The organism is Streptomyces sp. AK08-02 (assembly GCF_033795085.1).
Lineage (GTDB): Bacteria > Actinomycetota > Actinomycetes > Streptomycetales > Streptomycetaceae > Streptomyces > Streptomyces echiniscabiei.
Genome location: NZ_JARAZV010000017.1, coordinates 147,131 through 166,142, shown reverse-complemented (window position 1 = coordinate 166,142; position 19,012 = coordinate 147,131). Strand labels below are relative to the sequence as shown.

16 protein-coding genes are annotated in these 19,012 nt (G+C 70.1%); 8 read left to right on the top strand and 8 right to left on the bottom strand.

Going from position 1 to position 19,012, the window contains the following annotated elements; translation table 11 throughout:
* Positions 1–123: 123 nt before the first annotated feature.
* The 3 genes from PV734_RS33110 to PV734_RS33100 all read right to left on the bottom strand — a co-directional run bounded on the left by PV734_RS33110 (position 124) and on the right by PV734_RS33100 (position 3,219).
* Positions 124–972, bottom strand: a complete 849-nt coding sequence (locus tag PV734_RS33110) for a thioredoxin domain-containing protein (protein ID WP_319293335.1) — start codon at positions 970–972, stop codon at positions 124–126.
* Positions 973–1,084: 112 nt separating this feature from the next.
* Positions 1,085–1,786, bottom strand: a complete 702-nt coding sequence (locus PV734_RS33105; protein ID WP_319293333.1) for a hypothetical protein — start codon at positions 1,784–1,786, stop codon at positions 1,085–1,087.
* A 107-nt stretch (positions 1,787–1,893) separates the two neighbouring features.
* Positions 1,894–3,219 carry a DUF2252 domain-containing protein gene (locus PV734_RS33100; protein ID WP_319093586.1) on the bottom strand — a complete coding sequence of 442 codons (1,326 nt, stop codon included), beginning with the start codon at positions 3,217–3,219 and terminating at the stop codon, positions 1,894–1,896.
* A 237-nt stretch (positions 3,220–3,456) separates the two neighbouring features.
* On the opposite strand from PV734_RS33100, the gene dnaE reads away from it, so the two are divergent.
* Positions 3,457–6,996 (top strand): DNA polymerase III subunit alpha, encoded by a 3,540-nt coding sequence (dnaE, locus tag PV734_RS33095; RefSeq protein ID WP_319293331.1) that lies wholly within the window; start codon positions 3,457–3,459, stop codon positions 6,994–6,996.
* Between the two features lie 104 nt (positions 6,997–7,100).
* Here the strand turns inward: dnaE and PV734_RS33090 are convergent, their stop codons facing one another.
* Entirely contained in the window at positions 7,101–7,274 is a 174-nt protein-coding gene (locus PV734_RS33090; protein WP_006383047.1) for a hypothetical protein, read from the bottom strand.
* Positions 7,275–7,511: 237 nt separating this feature from the next.
* On the opposite strand from PV734_RS33090, the gene PV734_RS33085 reads away from it, so the two are divergent.
* The 4 genes from PV734_RS33085 (at position 7,512) to PV734_RS33070 (ending at position 11,521) form a co-directional block, all read left to right on the top strand.
* A complete protein-coding gene (locus PV734_RS33085) occupies positions 7,512–8,732 on the top strand; it encodes an NYN domain-containing protein (protein ID WP_319293329.1) in 1,221 nt (406 codons plus the stop codon).
* 120 nt (positions 8,733–8,852) lie between these two features.
* The gene (locus PV734_RS33080) at positions 8,853–9,824 is read left to right on the top strand and encodes an ABC transporter ATP-binding protein (RefSeq protein ID WP_319093895.1); all 972 of its coding nucleotides are present in this window, start codon (positions 8,853–8,855) and stop codon (positions 9,822–9,824) included.
* Positions 9,825–9,945: 121 nt separating this feature from the next.
* Positions 9,946–10,770 carry an ABC transporter permease gene (locus PV734_RS33075; RefSeq protein WP_319293327.1) on the top strand — a complete coding sequence of 275 codons (825 nt, stop codon included), beginning with the start codon at positions 9,946–9,948 and terminating at the stop codon, positions 10,768–10,770.
* Positions 10,771–10,804: 34 nt separating this feature from the next.
* The gene (locus PV734_RS33070) at positions 10,805–11,521 is read left to right on the top strand and encodes a hypothetical protein (protein ID WP_319293325.1); all 717 of its coding nucleotides are present in this window, start codon (positions 10,805–10,807) and stop codon (positions 11,519–11,521) included.
* A gap of 199 nt (positions 11,522–11,720) precedes the next feature.
* Here the strand turns inward: PV734_RS33070 and ybaK are convergent, their stop codons facing one another.
* The 4 genes from ybaK to PV734_RS33050 form a co-directional block, all read right to left on the bottom strand.
* Positions 11,721–12,221, bottom strand: a complete 501-nt coding sequence (gene ybaK, locus PV734_RS33065) for a Cys-tRNA(Pro) deacylase (protein WP_319093591.1) — start codon at positions 12,219–12,221, stop codon at positions 11,721–11,723.
* 13 nt (positions 12,222–12,234) lie between these two features.
* Positions 12,235–12,975, bottom strand: a complete 741-nt coding sequence (locus PV734_RS33060) for an LON peptidase substrate-binding domain-containing protein (protein WP_319093592.1) — start codon at positions 12,973–12,975, stop codon at positions 12,235–12,237.
* A gap of 11 nt (positions 12,976–12,986) precedes the next feature.
* The gene (locus tag PV734_RS33055) at positions 12,987–14,063 is read right to left on the bottom strand and encodes a hypothetical protein (protein WP_319293377.1); all 1,077 of its coding nucleotides are present in this window, start codon (positions 14,061–14,063) and stop codon (positions 12,987–12,989) included.
* A gap of 119 nt (positions 14,064–14,182) precedes the next feature.
* Positions 14,183–15,781 (bottom strand): oxidoreductase, encoded by a 1,599-nt coding sequence (locus PV734_RS33050; protein ID WP_319093593.1) that lies wholly within the window; start codon positions 15,779–15,781, stop codon positions 14,183–14,185.
* A 206-nt stretch (positions 15,782–15,987) separates the two neighbouring features.
* Here PV734_RS33050 and hisD point away from each other — a divergent pair, with 206 nt between their 5' ends.
* Genes hisD through hisB form a run of 3 tightly spaced genes read left to right on the top strand, consistent with a single transcriptional unit; the run spans position 15,988 to position 19,009 of the window.
* Positions 15,988–17,313 carry a histidinol dehydrogenase gene (hisD, locus tag PV734_RS33045; protein ID WP_319093594.1) on the top strand — a complete coding sequence of 442 codons (1,326 nt, stop codon included), beginning with the start codon at positions 15,988–15,990 and terminating at the stop codon, positions 17,311–17,313.
* A complete protein-coding gene (locus tag PV734_RS33040) occupies positions 17,310–18,419 on the top strand; it encodes a histidinol-phosphate transaminase (RefSeq protein WP_319093595.1) in 1,110 nt (369 codons plus the stop codon). The genes hisD and PV734_RS33040 overlap by 4 nt, the downstream gene beginning before the upstream one ends.
* The gene (gene hisB, locus PV734_RS33035) at positions 18,416–19,009 is read left to right on the top strand and encodes an imidazoleglycerol-phosphate dehydratase HisB (protein ID WP_006377508.1); all 594 of its coding nucleotides are present in this window, start codon (positions 18,416–18,418) and stop codon (positions 19,007–19,009) included. Before PV734_RS33040 ends, hisB begins: the two co-directional genes overlap by 4 nt.
* Positions 19,010–19,012: the final 3 nt, after the last annotated feature.

Sequence of the window (19,012 nt, the reverse complement as noted above, 5' to 3'; positions counted from 1 at the left end):
ACTGACCAGTAAGCCGGTTGAGCGGGCGAACTTCCAAAGTTCGCCCGCTCTTCGGCTGATCGTCCACCGGGGCCGAGCGGCGGACCGTACGGCAGGCGCTCCAAACGCGTCCGAACCCGCTGTTCAGGCCTTCAGTGCCGCCGTGATCGCGGTGGTGAAGTCGGCGACCGTCATGGGCGCGTTCTGACTGTTCGGGGCCGTGAGCTTCTTGCCGTCCATCACCAGACTCGGAGTGCCGTTGACGCCGTCCTTGTTGGTGTTGAACGTCTCGGACATCGCAAGCGCCCAGGCGTCGTACGTGCCGTTCTTGACCGCGGTCTGGAACTTGGTGTTGTTCTTGAGCGCGGCGACGGTGTTCGCGACCTTGATCAGGTAGTCGTCGCTCTTGAACTTGTCGTCCGCCTCGTCGGGGTGGTACTTCGCCGTGTAGAGGGCGGTCTTGTACTCAAGGAACGCCTCCGGGCTCACGTTCAGCGCGGCGCCCATGGCACTCATCGCGTTCTTGGAACCCTCGCCGCGAGACCCGATCTGGATCTTCCCGTTGTCGTCGGTGTCACCGTCGAGGAAGGTGCCGCCGATGTACTGGATCTTGAACTTGCCCGCGTCGAAGTCCGCCTTCAACGTCGACCCGACGGTCTGTTCGAACTGGGCGCAGATCGGGCAGCGCGGGTCCTCGTACAGCTTGAGGGTCTTCTTGGCGGTGCTCTTGCCGAGGATCACGGTCGTGCCGTTGGTGCCCGCGGTGTTGGCCGGCGCGACGACCTTCTCGTCCTTCGCCGCGTCCCAGTAGCCGGGCTTGTTGTTCTGTACGACCGCGTAGCCGATACCGCCGGCTATCGCGAGGACGGCGACGACGGCGCCAGCCACGATGACCTGCCGCTTGGCCTTGTCGCGCTTGGCCTGGCGCTCGCGCTCCTCGCGCAGTCGTTCACGGGCCGCGCTCTTGGACGCCTGGCTGTTCCGCTTGCTCATGCTGGTGATCTCCCTGGAGGACGCGTACACGCCGTGGACGCCGTACGCGGAAGTGAAATGAGGTGCTTGCCGGTGCGCGTTGCTCCGCGCCCTCGCTCTGGCCGGTTGTCGCTCAGGCGAAGGAGAGGGCGAGCGGGCGCGGGCTCGGCGGTCCTCGTCGTCCCAGGGAGTGCACGAGCAGGCGCGTGTGCGGAGTGGCGACGCGCTGAGCCGGTCGCGGCATGCGGCGTACCGCCGGGGCGGACCGGACCGTCACCGAGGCGACGGCCAGCAGCAGCGGGCGGAAGGTGGAGGTGGTGAGCGCGGCCAGCAGCTGGGCGAGGGCCCGCTCACCCCGGCGCAGCCAGGCGGCGGCCAGCAGGCCCACGCCGACATGCGCGGCCAGCAGCAGCCAGGCGGCCTGTGGGCCGGAGTGGGCCAGCAGCGACGCGACCCGGTCGGTGTCGGCGCCCGCCACCCGGGCCAGCGGGGTGCCCACGCCGTCGCCGGCGCACAGCACGTCGAAGCCGACCGAGCGCAGCGGGCCGGCGACCGGGCCGCCCGCCCGGCCGTAACAGACCGTCTGGCCGGTGGTGAAGACCGTGTCGGCGGCCAGCTCCAGGGGGATCAGCAGGGCCGCGATCCGGGCGAAGCCGCGTTCGCGGCCGGCCAGCGCGTACGCGACGACGAAGACGGCGGCCGCGATCACGGCCACCGTCCCCATCGGCAGCGGGACCCGGGACAGCAGCACGTGCGACGCGCTGCTGAGCGTCACGACGAGTGCCGTGAACAGTGCCGCGCGTACGGCTCTGAGGTGGGTCCCGGATATGTCCATAGCGGAGGAGAGTGTGTCACGGACTCCTGTAAGAGGTCCCTAAAAGGTCCCTGTGAGCCTGTGCACTGTCCAAAGGGGCTGTTCGGAGGGACTGGCCGGGGGCCGGCCTAGAGGCCCGGGATCCGGCCGTTGCGGAACAGGTCCACGAAGACCTGGTGGTCGGCGCGCGCGCGTGCGCCGTACTCGTGGGCGAAGTCCACCAGGACGTCCGCGAAGCCCGCCTCGTCGGCCGCGATCACCGCGTCGATGGCCCGCTCCGTGGAGAAGGGCACCAGGGACTCGCCGGACTGGTCGTCGGCCGCCGCGTGCATCGTGGCCGTCGCCCGGCCCAGGTCGGCGACGACGGCCGCGATCTCCTCCGGGTCGTCGATGTCGCCCCAGTCCAGGTCCACGGCGTACGGCGACACCTCGGCGACCAGCTGACCGCGGCCGTCCAGCTCGGTCCAGCCGAGCCACGGGTCGGCGTGGTCCTGGAGGGCGCGCTGCGAGATCACCGTGCGGTGGCCCTCGTGCTGGAAGTAGCCGCGGATCGCCGGGTCGGTGATGTGCCGGGAGACGGCCGGGGTCTGGGCCTGCTTGATGTAGATCACCACATCGTTCTCCAGGGCGTCCGTGGCGCCCTCCAGGAGGATGTTGTACGAGGGCAGCCCGGCCGAGCCGATGCCGATGCCGCGCCGGCCGACCACGTCCTTCACCCGGTACGAGTCCGGGCGGGTCAGCGACGACTCCGGCAGCGTCTCCAGGTAGCCGTCGAAAGCGGCCAGCACCTTGTAACGGGTGGCGGCGTCCAGTTCGATGGAGCCGCCGCCCGGCGCGAAGCGGCGCTCGAAGTCACGGATCTCCGTCATCGAGTCGAGCAGCCCGAACCGGGTCAGCGAGCGCGCGTCGCGCAGCGCGTCCAGCAGCGAACCCTGGGCGGTGTCCAGGGTGAACGGCGGCACCTCGTCGCTCTTCGCGCCGGTCGCGAGGGCGCGGATGCGCTCGCGGTACGCGCCCGCGTACGTCCGCACGAGCTCGGTGATCTGCTCGTCGGAGAGCGCCTTCGCATACCCGATGAGGGCCAGCGAGGCGGCGAGGCGCTTGAGGTCCCAGGTGAAGGGCCCGACGTACGCCTCGTCGAAGTCGTTGACGTTGAAGATCAGCCGGCCCTGCGCGTCCATGTACGTGCCGAAGTTCTCCGCGTGCAGGTCGCCGTGGATCCACACGCGCGAGGTGCGCTCGTCCAGGTAGGGTCCGCCCCGGCGTTCCGCCTCCAGGTCGTGGTAGAAGAGGCACGCCGTACCCCGGTAGAACGCGAACGCGGAGGCCGCCATCTTGCGGAACTTCACGCGGAACGCGGCCGGGTCGGCGGCCAGGAGCTCGCCGAACGCGGTGTCGAAGACGGTGAGGATCTCCTCGCCGCGGTGCTCGGCGCTGAGCTGCGGAACCGACATCGCTTGGTGCCTCCTGGTGCAGGTGATGCAAGACGAATGGGGCCGGACGGGCCGACCGGGGAGACGAATGACTCCGTCGTCCCTCCAACGTCCGAGGGTATGCCGGAGTGCCCACGACCCGCCCACGAAGGTACGGGGGAGACGCCTCCCGCTGTCAGTGCCGAGGCTTAGACTTCGTCGCTGTCCCCCCAGACTGCCCGTAGCCCGTCGCCAAGTGTTTTCCATGGAGGCCACGCCGTGTCAAAACCGCCGTTCACGCACCTGCACGTCCACACCCAGTACTCGCTGCTGGACGGTGCCGCGCGGCTCAAGGACATGTTCAACGCGTGCAACGAGATGGGCATGACCCATATCGCCATGTCCGACCACGGCAACCTCCATGGGGCGTACGACTTCTTCCACACCGCCAAGAAGGCGGGCGTCACGCCGATCATCGGCATCGAGGCGTATGTGGCGCCCGAGTCGCGGCGCAACAAGCGCAAGATCAAGTGGGGCCAGCCGCACCAGAAGCGCGACGACGTGTCCGGTTCGGGCGGTTACACCCACAAGACGATCTGGGCGGCCAACGCGACGGGCCTGCACAACCTCTTCCGGCTGTCCTCCGACGCGTACGCGGAGGGCTGGCTGCAGAAGTGGCCGCGTATGGACAAGGAGACCATCTCCCAGTGGTCCGAGGGGCTCATCGCCTCCACCGGCTGCCCGTCGGGGGAACTCCAGACCCGGCTGCGCCTCGGCCAGAAGGAGGAGGCGCTCAAGGCGGCCGCCGAGTACCAGGACATCTTCGGCAAGGACCGGTACTTCCTGGAGCTGATGGACCACGGCATCGAGATCGAGAGCCGGGTCCGCGACGGCCTGCTGGAGATCGGCAAGAAGCTCGGCATCCCGCCTCTGGTGACGAACGACTCGCACTACACGTACCCGCACGAGGCGGGCGCGCACGACGCGCTGCTGTGCATCCAGACCGGCAAGAACGTCTCCGACCCGGACCGCTTCAAGTTCGACGGCACCGGCTACTACCTGAAGTCCACGGACGAGATGTACGCCATCGACTCCTCCGACGCCTGGCAGGAGGGCTGCGCCAACACCCTCCTGGTCGCCGAACAGATCGACACCTCCGGCATGTTCGAGGCGAAGAACCTCATGCCGAAGTTCGACATCCCGGACGGCTTCACCGAGATCACCTGGTTCCAGGAGGAGGTCCGGCTCGGCATGAACCGCCGCTTCAACGGCAACGTCCCGGACGACCGCCAGAAGCAGGCCGAGTACGAGATGGACGTCATCATCCAGATGGGGTTCCCGGGGTACTTCCTCGTCGTCGCCGACTTCATCATGTGGGCGAAGAAGCAGGGCATCGCGGTCGGCCCCGGCCGTGGTTCGGCGGCGGGTTCGATCGTCGCGTACGCCATGGGCATCACCGACCTCGACCCGATCCCGCACGGTCTGATCTTCGAGCGGTTCCTCAACCCCGAGCGCGTCTCCATGCCCGACGTCGACATCGACTTCGACGAACGCCGGCGCGTCGAGGTGATCAGGTACGTGACCGAGAAGTACGGCGCCGACAAGGTCGCCATGATCGGCACGTACGGCAAGATCAAGGCGAAGAACGCCATCAAGGACTCCGCGCGCGTGCTGGGCTACCCGTACGCCATGGGCGACCGGCTCACCAAGGCCATGCCCGCCGACGTACTCGGCAAGGGCATCGACCTCAACGGCATCACCGACCCCACGCACCCGCGGTACAGCGAGGCCGGCGAGATCCGGGCGATGTACGAGAACGAGCCGGACGTGAAGAAGGTCATCGACACCGCGAAGGGCGTCGAGGGCCTGGTCCGGCAGATGGGTGTGCACGCGGCCGGCGTCATCATGTCCAGCGAGCCGATCGTCGACCACGCCCCCGTCTGGGTGCGGCACACGGACGGCGTGACCATCACACAGTGGGACTACCCGCAGTGCGAGTCGCTCGGCCTGCTCAAGATGGACTTCCTGGGCCTGCGCAACCTGACCATCATGGACGACGCCGTCAAGATGGTGAAGGCCAACAAGGGCGTCGACCTCGACCTGCTGGCCCTGCCGCTCGACGACCCGACGACGTTCGAACTGCTCCAGCGCGGTGAGACCCTCGGTGTCTTCCAGTTCGACGGCGGCCCCATGCGTTCGCTGCTGCGGCTGATGAAGCCCGACAACTTCGAGGACATCTCCGCCGTCTCGGCGCTCTACCGTCCCGGCCCGATGGGCATGGACTCGCACACCAACTACGCGCTGCGCAAGAACAAGCTCCAGGAGATCACCCCGATCCACAAGGAGCTGGAGGAGCCTCTCCAGGAGGTCCTCGCGGTCACCTACGGTCTGATCGTCTACCAGGAGCAGGTGCAGAAGGCCGCCCAGATCATCGCCGGGTACTCCCTCGGCGAGGCCGACATCCTGCGCCGCGTGATGGGCAAGAAGAAGCCCGACGAACTGGCCAAGAACTTCACCATCTTCCAGGCCGGCGCCAAGAAGAACGGCTACAGCGACGAGGCGATCCAGGCTCTGTGGGACGTCCTGGTCCCCTTCGCCGGATACGCCTTCAACAAGGCCCACTCGGCCGCGTACGGCCTGGTCTCCTACTGGACCGCCTATCTGAAGGCCAACTACCCGGCCGAGTACATGGCTGGTCTGCTCACCTCGGTCAAGGACGACAAGGACAAGTCCGCGATCTATCTGAACGAGTGCCGGCGCATGGGCATCAAGGTGCTCCCGCCCAACGTCAACGAGTCGATGTCCAACTTCGCCGCCCAGGGCGACGACGTGATCCTCTTCGGCCTGTCCGCGGTGCGCAACGTCGGGACGAACGTCGTCGAGTCGATCATCAAGTCCCGCAACGCCAAGGGGAAGTACGGCTCCTTCCCCGACTACCTCGACAAGGTCGAGGCGGTCGTCTGCAACAAGCGGACCACGGAGTCCCTGATCAAGGCCGGCGCGTTCGACAGCATGGGGCACACCCGTAAGGGCCTCACCGCGCACTTCGAGCCGATGATCGACAACGTGGTGGCGGTGAAGAGAAAAGAGGCCGAGGGGCAGTTCGACCTCTTCGGCGGCATGGGCGAGGAGGACACCAGCGAGCCCGGCTTCGGTCTCGACGTCGAGTTCACCACCGACGAGTGGGACAAGGCCTATCTGCTCGCCCAGGAGCGGGAGATGCTCGGCCTGTACGTCTCCGACCACCCGCTCTTCGGTTTGGAGCACGTCCTCTCCGACAAGGCCGACGCGGGCATCTCCCAGCTCACCGGAGGTGAGCACGCGGACGGCGCGGTCGTCACCATCGGCGGCATCATCTCCGGCCTCCAGCGCAAGATGACCAAACAGGGCAACGCCTGGGCCATCGCCACCGTCGAGGACCTCGCCGGTTCCATCGAGTGCATGTTCTTCCCGGCGACCTACCAGCTGGTGTCGACCCAGCTCGTCGAGGACGCCGTCGTGTTCGTCAAGGGACGCCTCGACAAGCGCGAGGACGTGCCGCGCCTGGTGGCGATGGAACTCCAGGTCCCCGACCTGTCGAACGCGGGCACCAACGCGCCCGTCATCCTCACCATCCCCGCGCTGAAGATCACTCCGCCGATGATCAGCCGGCTCGGCGAGATCCTCAGCCACCACAAGGGCGAGAGCGAGGTCCGCATCAGACTCCAGGGACCGAGCAAGACGACGGTGCTGCGACTCGACCGGCACCGGGTGAAGCCCGACCCGGCCCTCTTCGGTGACCTGAAGGTGCTGCTCGGACCGTCCTGCCTGGCCGGCTGAGCAACTGACGTGAGTGAGGGGCGCGCCCTGCCCGGGCGCGCCCCTCACTGTGTGTGGGCTTCGACAGCCCGCTGTTCAGACGTCCGTCGTGCTCGGCGCCGGGCTCAGTTGTGGCCGAAGCGCTTCTGCCGGCCCTTGCGCGCCATGTCGCCGGGAGTGACCTGGTTGATGCGCTGCTCGGTCTGCGACTCCATCGAGGAGGACTTCGCCTGCTCGGTACCGCGCTCGGCCTGTGACGCCTGTTCGTGCGGGCGGCTCTGCTTCTTGTTCTTGGCCATGGTGATCTTCCTCCTGAAGGGGATCTAGGGGCCAAATCCGGAACCAGATTCACATGACCCGACAAAGCGCGCATGTCGGAGTATCACCGTGCGTAATAGGCTCAAGTCGTGCGGCGGGGCCCCGGGCAGTCGCGGGAAACGCCACGCCGAAGATCGAGTTCGGGCCGTTAACCTCCGCACGGTCGGGCAGACTCGAAGCAAGCCCGAAGCAAACCTCCCGGAAAGAGGGTGGATCGCGTGGACCGCTGCATCGTCCTGGTGGACGCCGGGTATCTGCTGGGGGCCGCCGCGAGTCTTCTCGCCGGAGAGCCCTCGCGGTCCCGGATCACCGTCGACCACGCCGCTCTCATCCAGGGCCTGCGAGAACGTGCCGAGTCGGACACCGAACGGCCACTGCTGCGTATCTACTGGTTCGACGGCGCCCCCGACCGGGTGCCCCAGCCCGAGCACCGCAGGCTCCGCGTGATGCCCCGGGTCACCGTCCGGCTCGGCGCCCTGACCCGCAGCGACGGACGGTGGGCCCAGAAGGGCGTCGACGCCGCCATGCACGCCGAGCTGACCGAACTGGCCCGCAACCGCGCCTGCTCCGACATCGTCCTCGTCACCGGCGACGGCGATCTGCTGCCGGGCATGATGGCGGCCAAGGAACACGGAGTCGCCGTACACCTGTGGGCGGTGCAGGCCGCCGACGGCGACTACAACCAGTCCGAGGACCTGGTCGCCGAGGCCGACGAACGGCGCGTCCTCGACCGTACGTGGATCACCAAGGCCGTACGGGCCAAGGAACTCGGCGGGATCTGCGCGCCGCAGCCCGCGCCCCGCCCCGAGATCGCCGCGATCCTGTCCGCGCCGCTGCCCGAGTCGTCGCACGCGCAGGCCTCGGACCGGGTCGCCGACGAGCAGCAGGAGCACCCCACGACGTCCGCCGAGCAGAACGGGGCGCAGGAGCGCGTACCCGCTCCCAAGGGCGTACCGACCCCCAAGGACCTGGCCGCGCTCCGGGCACCCGGCGCCCAGTCCGCCCAGCCTCCCGCCAACGCGACCCTGCGCTGGTCCTCCGACAAGGGCTGGGTCGACCGGCCGGGCGTGGCCGCGGAGCCCCCCGAGATCGCCTCCATGCCGACGCTGGCCCAGCTCACCTCGGCCGAGCAGCGCTGGGCGGACCGTGAAGAGGACATCACTACGGTCGGCGGTGATCCGTACGAGGTCGGACAGGTGTTCGCGCGCCGCTGGATGGAGCGCCTCCCCGACCCCGCCCAGCTGCCGAAACTGTCCACGATGTACCCCCGCATCCCGCACCGCATCGACGGCGAGCTGCTGCGCTACGCCGCCCGTTTCGGCCTGCTCGCCCACAAGGACGACCAGATCGACGAGCACGACCGGTACGCGATCAGGGCCGGCTTCTGGCGTGAGATCGACGTCCGTACCGCCGCGGAACAGGTGCCCGCCGGGGAATGAGCGGCCCCCGCGGGGCAGCGGCACGGCGGGGGTTGGATTTCAGGCGGAGTCGGGCACCCCGTACTCTCGTTCTTCGTGAGTACGCGCACGGCACACGCAGCCCGACACGGTGACGATGTCGTGTGCGCGGTGCGCGATCTCACCAAGACCTATCGCGCGGTACGCGGTCGCCGCGGCGCCCCTGGAACACCCGAGGTACAGGCCACCGACGCCGTGGAGCTGGACGTCCGGCGCGGTGAGATCTTCGGCCTGCTCGGGCCGAACGGCGCCGGCAAGTCGACCCTCGTCCGGCAGATCACCGGTCTGATGCGTCCCGACCGGGGCAGTGTCGAGATCCTCGGCCACGACATCGTGCGCCATCCGGAGCGGGCCGCACGCATCCTCGCCTACCTCGGCCAGGAGTCCAGCGCCCTCGACGAACTGACCGTCTCGCTCGCCGTCGAGACCACCGCGCGGCTGCGCGGGCTGGAGGTACGGCGGGCGCGGGCGGAACGGGACGCGGTGCTGGAGGAACTCGGCCTCACGGCGCTGGCCGCCCGGCCCATCCGCAAGCTGTCCGGCGGGCAACGGCGGCTCGCGTGCTTCGCGACCGCCCTCGTCGGGGAACGCCCGCTGCTCGTCCTCGACGAGCCGACGACCGGGATGGATCCGGTGGCGCGGCGGGCGGTGTGGTCGGCGGTCGACCGGCGGCGCGCCGAGCGCGGTACGACGGTGCTGCTGGTGACGCACAACGTGATCGAGGCCGAGACGGTGCTCGACCGGGTGGCCGTGCTCGACCGGGGGCGCGTGATCGCGTGTGACACGCCCGCCGGACTGAAGGCGCAGGTCGCGGGCGAGGTCCGGGTCGACCTGGTCTGGCGCGAGTCGGCGCCGCTGCACGTGCCCGAGGTGGCCGCGCTGCGGGACCGGGCCGTCGAGTCGGGGCGCAGGTGGACCCTGCGGCTGGCTCCGGAGGAGGCCCGCGCGGCCGTCGCCACGGTCACCGGCGGGGCCGCCTTCACCGCGCTCGACGACTTCACACTGGCCACGCCGAGCCTGGAGGACGTGTATCTGGCGCTCGGCGGAAACACGCAGGGGCTGGTGAAGGCGTGAACGGCGGCCACGGGTCGACGGACGTGAGTGCGGGGGGCCTCGGATCCGTACGGGTAGGTGTGCGGGCGTCGGCGGGGGAGAGGGCGGCTGTCGTGACCGGGACGAAGAGGAGCAGCTCGACGTGAGTGTCGTACCCGCCGAGGTGCTGCCGGGCAGCGCTGTGGCCGCAACGAAGCCCGCGCGCGGGGCGATGGCCGAGCTCGGGCCCCGCGTACGGCTCTGGCCCGCGCTGGTCGCGGTGTACCGGGCGCAGCTGTCCCGGGCCCGGGTCGCCCGGATTCCGCTGCTGTTCGTGGCGACCTTCCAGTCCGTCGGGATCATGATCCTGATGCGGGGGGTCGTTGACGGGGGCGGCGAGGCGAGGGCCGTGGTGGCCGGGGCCTCGGTGCTTGTCGTGGCTTTTGTCGCGCTGAATCTGCTCTCTCAGTACTTCGGGCAGCTACGGGCCAGCGGCGGGCTCGATCACTACGCGACCCTGCCGGTGCCGCCCGCTGCCGTGGTGCTGGGGGCCGCGGGGGCGTACGCCTCCTTCACCGTGCCGGGGACCGTGGTGACGGCGGTGTTCGGGTGCGTGCTGTTCGGGCTGCCGTTGACGCATCTGTGGGTGCTCGCGCTGGTGATCCCGCTCGCGGGGGCCGCGCTCGCCGGGCTCGGCGCCGCGTTCGGGCTGCTCGCGCCGCGGCCGGAACTGGCCACGTTGCTCGGGCAGTTGGGTATGTCGGCGGCGCTGTTGCTGGGGGTGCTGCCGGCGGACCGGATGCCGGAGGTTGTGCGGTTCGCGCGGGATCTGCTGCCTTCGACGTACGGCGTGGAGGCCTTCGCCCGGACCTTCGGGCCCGACCCGGACTGGGCCTTCGTCTTCGGTGACCTGGCCGTGTGCGCGGGGGTCGGGGTGGTCTCGCTGGCCGTCGCGACCTGGGCGTACCGCCGGGCGGCCGTCCGGTGACGCGCCGCGCGGACGGGCCTGGCACGATGTCAGGGTGACCGCACCGCTGACTCCGCCTCCGCCGCCGCATCATGAGCCCTCGCACGACCGTGAAGAGGGTTCGCAGTCCCACCAGCCCTTGCAGCAACAGCCTTCGCTCCAGGGGGCTGCGGACGGGCGGTCCTGGCAGTTCTGGCCGGAGCCGTCCGGGGGAAGTGGGTTCGCGCCTGCCTACGGACAGGACGGGCCCGGTCTGAAGACCGAACTGCGGGAGGCCGCCGTCGTCACGGTGGTGACGGCGGTCGGTGGGGTGCTGCTCGGGTTGCTGTGGTGGTGGCTGGCGCCGAACGTCGCGTTGGTCGGGGAGATCGTCAACAACCGGTGGACCGTGTTCGTCAAGGACAGCGAGGGCGAGCAGGCCATCGGGGTCGACGGAACGTTTACTCTCCTGGCGTTGGCCCTGGGGGCGCTGAGTGCGCTGGGGGTGTTCCTCTGGCGGCGGCGTGGGGGTGTGCCGCTGGTGGTGGGGCTGACGGTCGGGGGGTTGCTCGGGTCGGTGCTGGCCTGGCGGTTGGGGGTGTGGCTCGGGCCCGCCCAGGATGTGATCGCTCACTCGAAGGCTGTGGGCAAGGGGGTTACGTTCTCGGCGCCGTTGAAGTTGGGGGCGAAGGGGGTGCTGATGGTGTGGTCCGTGGCTGCGCTGGTGGTGCATCTGGGGTTGACGGGGTTGTTCGGGCCGCGGGATCCGGAGGGGGTGGCTCCGCCGGTCTAGGTGGGGTTGTTCTCGCCCCCGCCGCCCCTACCCGGCCCATCCTGTTCCTGGGGGCTGCGCCCCCAGACCCCCGCTCCGGCCCTGAACGGGCCTTGTCCTCAAGCGCCGGACGGGCTGATGGTGCGGGCCGGGGCTGGAGAGGTACGGCCGGGGCTGGAAATGCCGGCCGGTGCTGGGTGGGGGAGGCTCGGGGGTCTCTTTACGGTCGGGCGATCGGGGCCCTTACCGCCTGGGTGAGGGTTGTGAGGTCTTCGGGGGACAGTTCGACCTCCAGGCCTCGGCGGCCCGCCGAGACGCAGATCGTGGTGTGGGTGTTCGCCGAGGTGTCCAGGACCGTTCGGAGTTTCCTGCGCTGGCCCAGGGGGGAGATGCCGCCCCTGACATAGCCCGTCGTGCGTTCCGCCAGGGTGGGGTCCGCCATGGACGCCCGTTTGCCCGACACCGCCGTCGCCAGTGCCTTCAGGTCCAGTTGGCCCGCCACGGGCACCACCGCGACCGTCAGCACTCCGTCCACGTCCGCCACCAGCGTCTTGAAGACGCGCTCAGGTGACACTCCCATCGCCTCGGCGGCCTCCTCGCCGTACGAGGGATGCGCGGGGTCGTGCTCGTACGCGTGCACCTTGTAGGTGACGCCTGCCGCCGTCAGGGCCACCGTCGCCGGTGTTCCGCCCGACTGCTGTTGCTGCTTCTTCTTCGCCATGTCCGCTCCCCGGTCAGTTGAGGCTTGTCGGGCTGCGCGTCAGTTCCGAGGCCGGCAGCGAGGGGAGGTTGCGGATGATCGCCGTCTCCGTGCGCAGCAGTGTCAGTTCCTCACGGAGACGGGACGCCGTGTCCGGGGCTTCGAGAAGGCGCTGTTTCGACGGGGTGTCGAGCATCGTCGCCGCCGCCACCAGATACGACACCACCGCCGGCTCGTCGGGCAGGTCGGCGCCCGTCGACAGGGACCGCTCCCGCGCTCCCGCCAGGCGTTTCTGGTACTGGCGGAAGGCTCTGAGGACACCCTCCGCCAGCGTGCCCGCCTCGTCGCCGGGGGACTCCTCCAGCTCCTCCAGCTCCGCCGTCAGGAAGGGGCCCGACGCGTCGACCGACACCAGTCGCACCCGGGTCGTACCGGTGGCCAGGACCTCGTACGTGCCGTCCTCGCGTTCCCTGATGGTCGCCGCGTCCGCCACGCACCCCACGGCGTGGAACGCCTTGATCGGGTCGTCGCCGAAGCCTGCCGTGGGCCCGCGTTCGGTCACCGCCGTCCGGTCGGGGAGGCCCTGTGCGCTGGGCGCCACCTCATGGCCGTCGCGGATCGTCACGACGGCGAACCGGCGCGGTTCGTCCTCGGGGGTCTTCAGAAGTTCGCGCATCATGGCGCGATATCGCTCCTCGAAGATGTTCAGCGGGAGTACGAGTCCCGGGAACAGCACCGAGTTCAGCGGAAAGAGCGGCAGCCGGACGATGGTCACGACGGGAGAGCCTAATGGTCGCCGGAGTGTGCGCGTCCGCCGTGCTCACTCCGTGACGGACCGGCGCAGACCGCGCAACGGGCGGCGGGCGCGTTCCGGCGGACCTCCTCGCGCGCTTCGAGGAAGCGGCCGAGGGGGTCGTCCGAGAACCGGTCCCAGGGGAAGGAGGTGGTGTACGGGCCGGTCAGGCGCAGTTGGAGCAGGGCGTCCTGCCAGCGGTCGAGTCCCACCAGGACGTACGTCAGCAGGTTGCGCAGCTCGGCCGGCCAGGGAGCTGCCGCCGGGTAGGTCGCCGACAGGGCGATCGCCGTGTCCGCCGCCGCGTCCAGGCGGCTGCGGCCCACCACCGCGCCGCCGTCGCCCTCGGTCAGACAGGCGAAGGCCGCGTGCAGGGGCAGCGCCTGGACGAGGGAGCCGGGCAGGGCGTCCTGGGCGGCCCGCTCGGCGAAGTCGAAGCACTCGCGGTGCGAGCCGTGTCCGCCCGGGGACAGGAAGGGGCTCGTGGACAGGTACTGGAGCGCGGCGACATGGCAGCCGTAGTGGTGCGGGGAGCGGCGTACGGCCTCGCCCCACAGCCGCTCGAACTCACCCTGGTCCGCGTCGCTGCCCCGGGCCCGGTCCAGGGCGATGCGCCAGGGCACCGGGTCGCGCGGGTCGCCCGCCGCGGCGGCCTCGACCAACGGGCCGGTCTGGTGGAGGAGTTCGGCCCGGGCGGGGGAGGCCCAGGCGCGAGTCACCGCCAGCTCGGCGCCGATCAGCAGCATGTCCGGGTCCTGCGGGGCGGCGGAGCGCCAGGACGTGAACCACTCCGCTCGGGAGTGCGCGAACGCGGCCAGCCGGACCACGTACCGGTCGCGGTTCTCCCACTCGCTCGTGGCCCGGGTGGCGGCCAGCAGCTCGGCAGCGGGACCGTACTCGTCCCGGCCCGCCGCGACGAGCGCGGGGCCGAGACGGGCGTCGGGCGCGTCGAGCAGTACCTCGTCATCGGCGGTCAGTCCGGCAGTGGCGAGGAGCGGAGACGGCGGAGTGTTCCGTTCCGCCCTGGTGGCACGGAGGAACGCACGCAGCGAAGCCATGGTGCCGACCATTGAAAGGCGCAGGTCGAGGCCGCGCCAGCCCAAACACCCAACCTGTTTTTAGTTGTACGGCGAGAGGTCAAGGAATGGCAAAAGATGAACGTGGTTCATGTCCGTCCGTCCGGCCCCGCTCAGCTTCTGCGCAGTGTCCGGGTCGCGCCCGCCGCCACCGTGGTGGCCAGGATCCAGCCCATCATGATGATCGCGGCGGCCAGCCACTGCCAGCCGCCGCGCAGTTGCCAGAAGCCGACCTGGCCCAGGTCGATCACCGGGAGAAGGAGATCGAGAGCGAAGAGGGAGGGGTTCCACGGCGGGTGCTCGCCGCCCTTCAGCGGCGGATGGCTCGCGTGTGCGAACGCCACCGAACTCGCCGCCCACAGCACCGCCATCCACACGGCGGCCCGGCCGGGCCGGTAGCCGTAGGCGACCGTCCAGTCCTGCACGTACCCCCACAGCTTCGCCGCCGGCGGCAGGGTCTCCCGGCGCCGGCGCTGCTTGGCGAGCAGCACCTCGCGCGCGTCCTCGTCCTCGCCGCCGTTGCGCAGCACGGTGGCCAGCCGCTCGTACGGCTCCGGGCTGTACTCGGCGGTCGCCGCCGCCACCCACGCCAGCCGCTCCGCCGGCGGGAACGGCCCCTGCGGTACGAGGTTCTCGTACCCGAAGCCGCCCATGTGCAGGTTGCCCGGTCCCGGCCAACTGCTCGCCCGGTCCATGAGGTTGACGACCTTCGCGCCCGACAGCACCACCTTGCCGCGCTCCGGCCGCTCCCCGAGGAAGCGCAGCTCGGGGGTCTGCACCCGGCGCAGCGACAGCTCCTGGTCGTCGGTGAAGGTGAGCCTGGCGCCCTCCAGGTCGACGGCGTCGCCGAACCGGCCGTCGTCGAGCCGGATGCCGCCCTCGCACTCGAAACGCTGGATGCGTGTCCCGCGCGCGGGGGTCGTGCCGCTGGTCAGGATCGGGTTCCAGACGCCCGCGGGGGTCAGATACAGGGTGCGGCCCACGGTCAGCTGGGGGGCGTTGAGTGCGAGTCGCCCGTACGGGTTGGTGAGCCGGCTGCCGCGCAGGCTCAGCGAGACCCCGATCGTCGCACCGCGCAGGCTGAACTCGCCGTGCGACTCCAGCATCTCGGCCTGGAGGTCCTGGCCGACGCTCATGCCGTCCGCGACGATCGAGCGCCCGCGCCGGTCCCGGTAGACGACGGCCTGGTTGAGCAGCAGATCCGTCCCGATCTGCGCGTCGGTGAGCCGGGCGCCGTTGTGGAACCGGCAGCGGGGGAGGTGCAGATCGCCCTCGGTGTGCACCCGGGCCGCCTCCAGCCGCGGTACCGAGCAGTCCACCATCCGTACGGTCGTGAAGTGCGCCTCCGGCAGGAGGATCTCCTTCTCGAAGCGGCAGCCCTTCAGCTCGACGTACGGCACGACCGTGCCGCCCGCCAGATCCAGCGTGCCGCTGATCTGCACGCCGGTGAGCTTGAGGGACGACACACGCCCGGCGAGCGCGGGCGGGCCGTCGAGGAGCAGCCAGCACACGATGCGGGCCCGCACGGTGCGTTCCGCACCCCACGGATGGCCGCCGTGCGGATCGTCGACGACGCTGTCGCCGCTCCTCAGGTCGTACACACTGCCGTTGCGGAAGGCCAGCCACATGCCCAGCTCGGCGGCGCTCAGGTCGTCCGGCGGTTCCCCCGTGTTCCTCGAGTCCCCCGGGCGGATGCCGGCACCCTCTGTCACGACTTTTCCCACTCCTCCCCGCGTAATCAAGCGTCACCAGCGGGTTTCGTACAACCGTTCTGCCCGCTCGGTAACCCTCTGAACTCAAGACGTGAAGGTGATCTTCCGAGTTCCCGGGCGAGCCCCGCGGAATGACGCGCAACGCTCTGTATCAGCCACTGATACACGCGAACGGCACCCGATCGACGTCTGAGAGAATTGTCCGCGTGATCTCTCGAATCGATCTGCGCGGCGACGCCCTCCCTGAGGGACCTGCCCTGCGCGACCTGCTGCCCCGAGCCGACTTCGACGTCTCGGCCGCCCTGGAGAAGGTGCGTCCGATCTGCGAGGCCGTGCACCATCGGGGCGACGCGGCGCTGATCGACTTCGCCGAGAAGTTCGACGGAGTCCGGCTGGAATCCGTGCGCGTGCCCGCGAAGGCCATCGCCGACGCCCTGGAGCAGCTCGACCCGGCCGTCCGCGCGGCCCTGGAGGAGTCCATCCGGCGCGCCCGCCTCGTCCACCGCGAGCAGCGCCGTACGACGCACACGACCCAGGTCGTGCCCGGCGGCTCGGTCACCGAGAAGTGGGTGCCCGTGGACCGGGTCGGGCTGTACGCGCCCGGTGGACGTGCGGTGTACCCGTCCTCCGTGATCATGAACGTGGTGCCCGCGCAGGAAGCGCGTGTCGAGTCGATCGCCCTCGCCTCCCCGGCCCAGGCCGACTTCGGCGGGCTGCCGCACCCCACCATCCTCGCCGCCTGCGCCCTCCTCGGCGTCGACGAGGTCTACGCGGCCGGTGGCGCCACCGCCGTCGCGATGTTCGCGTACGGCACCGAGTCCTGCGCGCCCGCCAACATGGTGACCGGCCCCGGCAACATCTGGGTCGCCGCCGCCAAGCGGTACTTCGCGGGGAAGATCGGCATCGACACCGAGGCCGGCCCCACCGAGATCGCGATCCTCGCCGACGACACCGCCGACCCGGTGCACGTCGCCGCCGACCTGATCAGCCAGGCCGAGCACGACCCGCTGGCCGCCGCCGTACTCGTCACGGACTCCGTGGCGCTCGCGGACGCGGTCGAGAAGGAGCTGGAGCCGCAGGTCGCGGCCACCAAGCACATCGAGGACCGGGTCGCCCCGGCGCTGGCCGGCCGGCAGTCCGCCATCGTCGTCGTCGACGGTGTGGAGGAGGGGCTGCGGGTCGTCGACGCCTACGGCGCCGAGCACCTGGAGATCCAGACCGCGAACGCGGCGGCCGTGGCCGACCGGGTGCGCAACGCCGGCGCGATCTTCGTCGGGCCCTGGTCGCCCGTCTCGCTCGGCGACTACGCGGCCGGGTCCAACCACGTCCTGCCGACCGGCGGCTGCGCCTGCCACTCCTCCGGCCTCTCCGTCCAGTCCTTCCTGCGTGGCATCCACATCGTCGACTACACGCGGGACGCACTGGCCGACGTCGCCCATCACGTGGTGACGCTGGCGGAGGCGGAGGACCTGCCGGCCCACGGCGCGGCGGTCAAGGCTCGGTTCGGGTGGAAGGTACCTGAAGGCAAGTGACTGGCATCGACGATCTCCCCGTACGCGACGAACTGCGCGGCAAGTCGCCCTATGGCGCGCCCCAACTCGACGTCCCCGTGCGGCTGAACACCAACGAGAACCCCTACCCGCTGCCCGACGCGCTCGTCGAGCGGATCGCGGAGCGGGTGCGCGAGGCCGCCCGGGACCTCAACCGCTACCCCGACCGTGACGCCGTGGAGCTGCGTACGCGGCTCGCCGGGTACCTGACGGACACCTCGGGCCACGAGGTCGGCCTGGCCAACGTGTGGGCCGCCAACGGCTCCAACGAGGTCATCCAGCAGCTGCTCCAGACCTTCGGCGGCCCCGGCCGTACCGCGATCGGCTTCGAGCCGTCGTACTCGATGCACGGGCTCATCGCGCGCGGGACGGGCACCGGATGGATCTCCGGCCCCCGCAACGAGGACTTCACCATCGATCTCGCGGCGGCCGAGAAGGCCATCGCCGAGCACCGGCCCGACGTCGTCTTCGTCACGACCCCCAACAACCCCACCGGAAACGCGGTCCCGCGCGAGACCGTCCTCGCGCTCTACGAGGCCGCGCAGGCCGCCAGGCCCTCAATGGTGGTGGTCGACGAGGCGTACGTCGAGTTCAGCCACGGCGACTCGCTGCTGCCGCTGATCGAAGGACGGCCGAATCTCGTCGTCTCGCGGACCATGTCGAAGGCGTTCGGCGCGGCGGGCCTGCGCCTCGGCTACCTCGCCGCGCACCCCGCCGTCGTCGACGCCGTACAGCTCGTACGACTGCCCTACCACCTGTCGGCCGTGGCGCAGGCGACCGCCCTGGCCGCCCTGGAGCACACCGACACGCTGCTCGGGTACGTCGAGCAGCTGAAGGCCGAGCGGGACCGTCTGGTCACCGAGCTGCGCGCCATCGGGTTCGACGTCACCGAGTCCGACGCCAACTTCGTGCAGTTCGGCACCTTCACCGACTCCCACGAGGCCTGGCGGACGATCCTCGACCGGGGCGTCCTGGTCCGGGACAACGGCGTCCCGGGATGGCTGCGGGTCACCGCCGGAACTCCCGCCGAAAACGACGCGTTCCTCGACGCGGTACGTGAACTGAAGAAAGTGCAGGACGAGTCATGAGCCGCGTCGGACGCGTGGAGCGCACCACCAAGGAGACATCGGTCCTCGTCGAGATCGATCTCGACGGCACCGGCAAGGTCGAGGTGTCGACGGGCGTCGGCTTCTACGACCACATGCTCGACCAGCTCGGCCGGCACGGTCTGTTCGACCTCACCGTGAAGACCGAGGGCGACCTCCACATCGACTCGCACCACACCATCGAGGACACCGCCCTCGCCCTCGGCGCCGCCTTCAAGCAGGCACTCGGCGACAAGGTGGGCATCTACCGCTTCGGCAACTGCACGGTCCCCCTGGACGAGTCCCTCGCCCAGGTGACGGTCGACCTGAGCGGCCGCCCCTACCTCGTGCACACCGAGCCCGAGAAGATGGCGCCGATGATCGGCGAGTACGACACCACGATGACCCGGCACATCCTGGAGTCCTTCGTCGCCCAGGCCCAGATCGCGCTGCACGTGCACGTGCCCTACGGGCGTAACGCGCACCACATCGTGGAGTGCCAGTTCAAGGCCCTCGCGCGGGCACTGCGCTACGCCTCCGAGCGCGACCCGCGCGCGGCGGGCATCCTCCCCTCCACGAAGGGCGCCCTGTAAAGC

Excerpts from the sequence above, each read along its gene's own strand:
- PV734_RS33110 (WP_319293335.1), bottom strand. The coding sequence starts at position 972 with ATGAGCAAGCGGAACAGCCAGGCGTCCAAGAGCGCGGCCCGTGAACGA.
- PV734_RS33105 (WP_319293333.1), bottom strand. The coding sequence starts at position 1,786 with ATGGACATATCCGGGACCCACCTCAGAGCCGTACGCGCGGCACTGTTC.
- ybaK (WP_319093591.1), bottom strand. The coding sequence starts at position 12,221 with ATGGCGAAGAAGAAGCAGCAACAGCAGTCGGGCGGAACACCGGCGACG.
- hisB (WP_006377508.1), top strand. The coding sequence starts at position 18,416 with ATGAGCCGCGTCGGACGCGTGGAGCGCACCACCAAGGAGACATCGGTC.
- PV734_RS33055 (WP_319293377.1), bottom strand. The coding sequence starts at position 14,063 with ATGGTCGGCACCATGGCTTCGCTGCGTGCGTTCCTCCGTGCCACCAGG.
- PV734_RS33090 (WP_006383047.1), bottom strand. The coding sequence starts at position 7,274 with ATGGCCAAGAACAAGAAGCAGAGCCGCCCGCACGAACAGGCGTCACAG.
- PV734_RS33100 (WP_319093586.1), bottom strand. The coding sequence starts at position 3,219 with ATGTCGGTTCCGCAGCTCAGCGCCGAGCACCGCGGCGAGGAGATCCTC.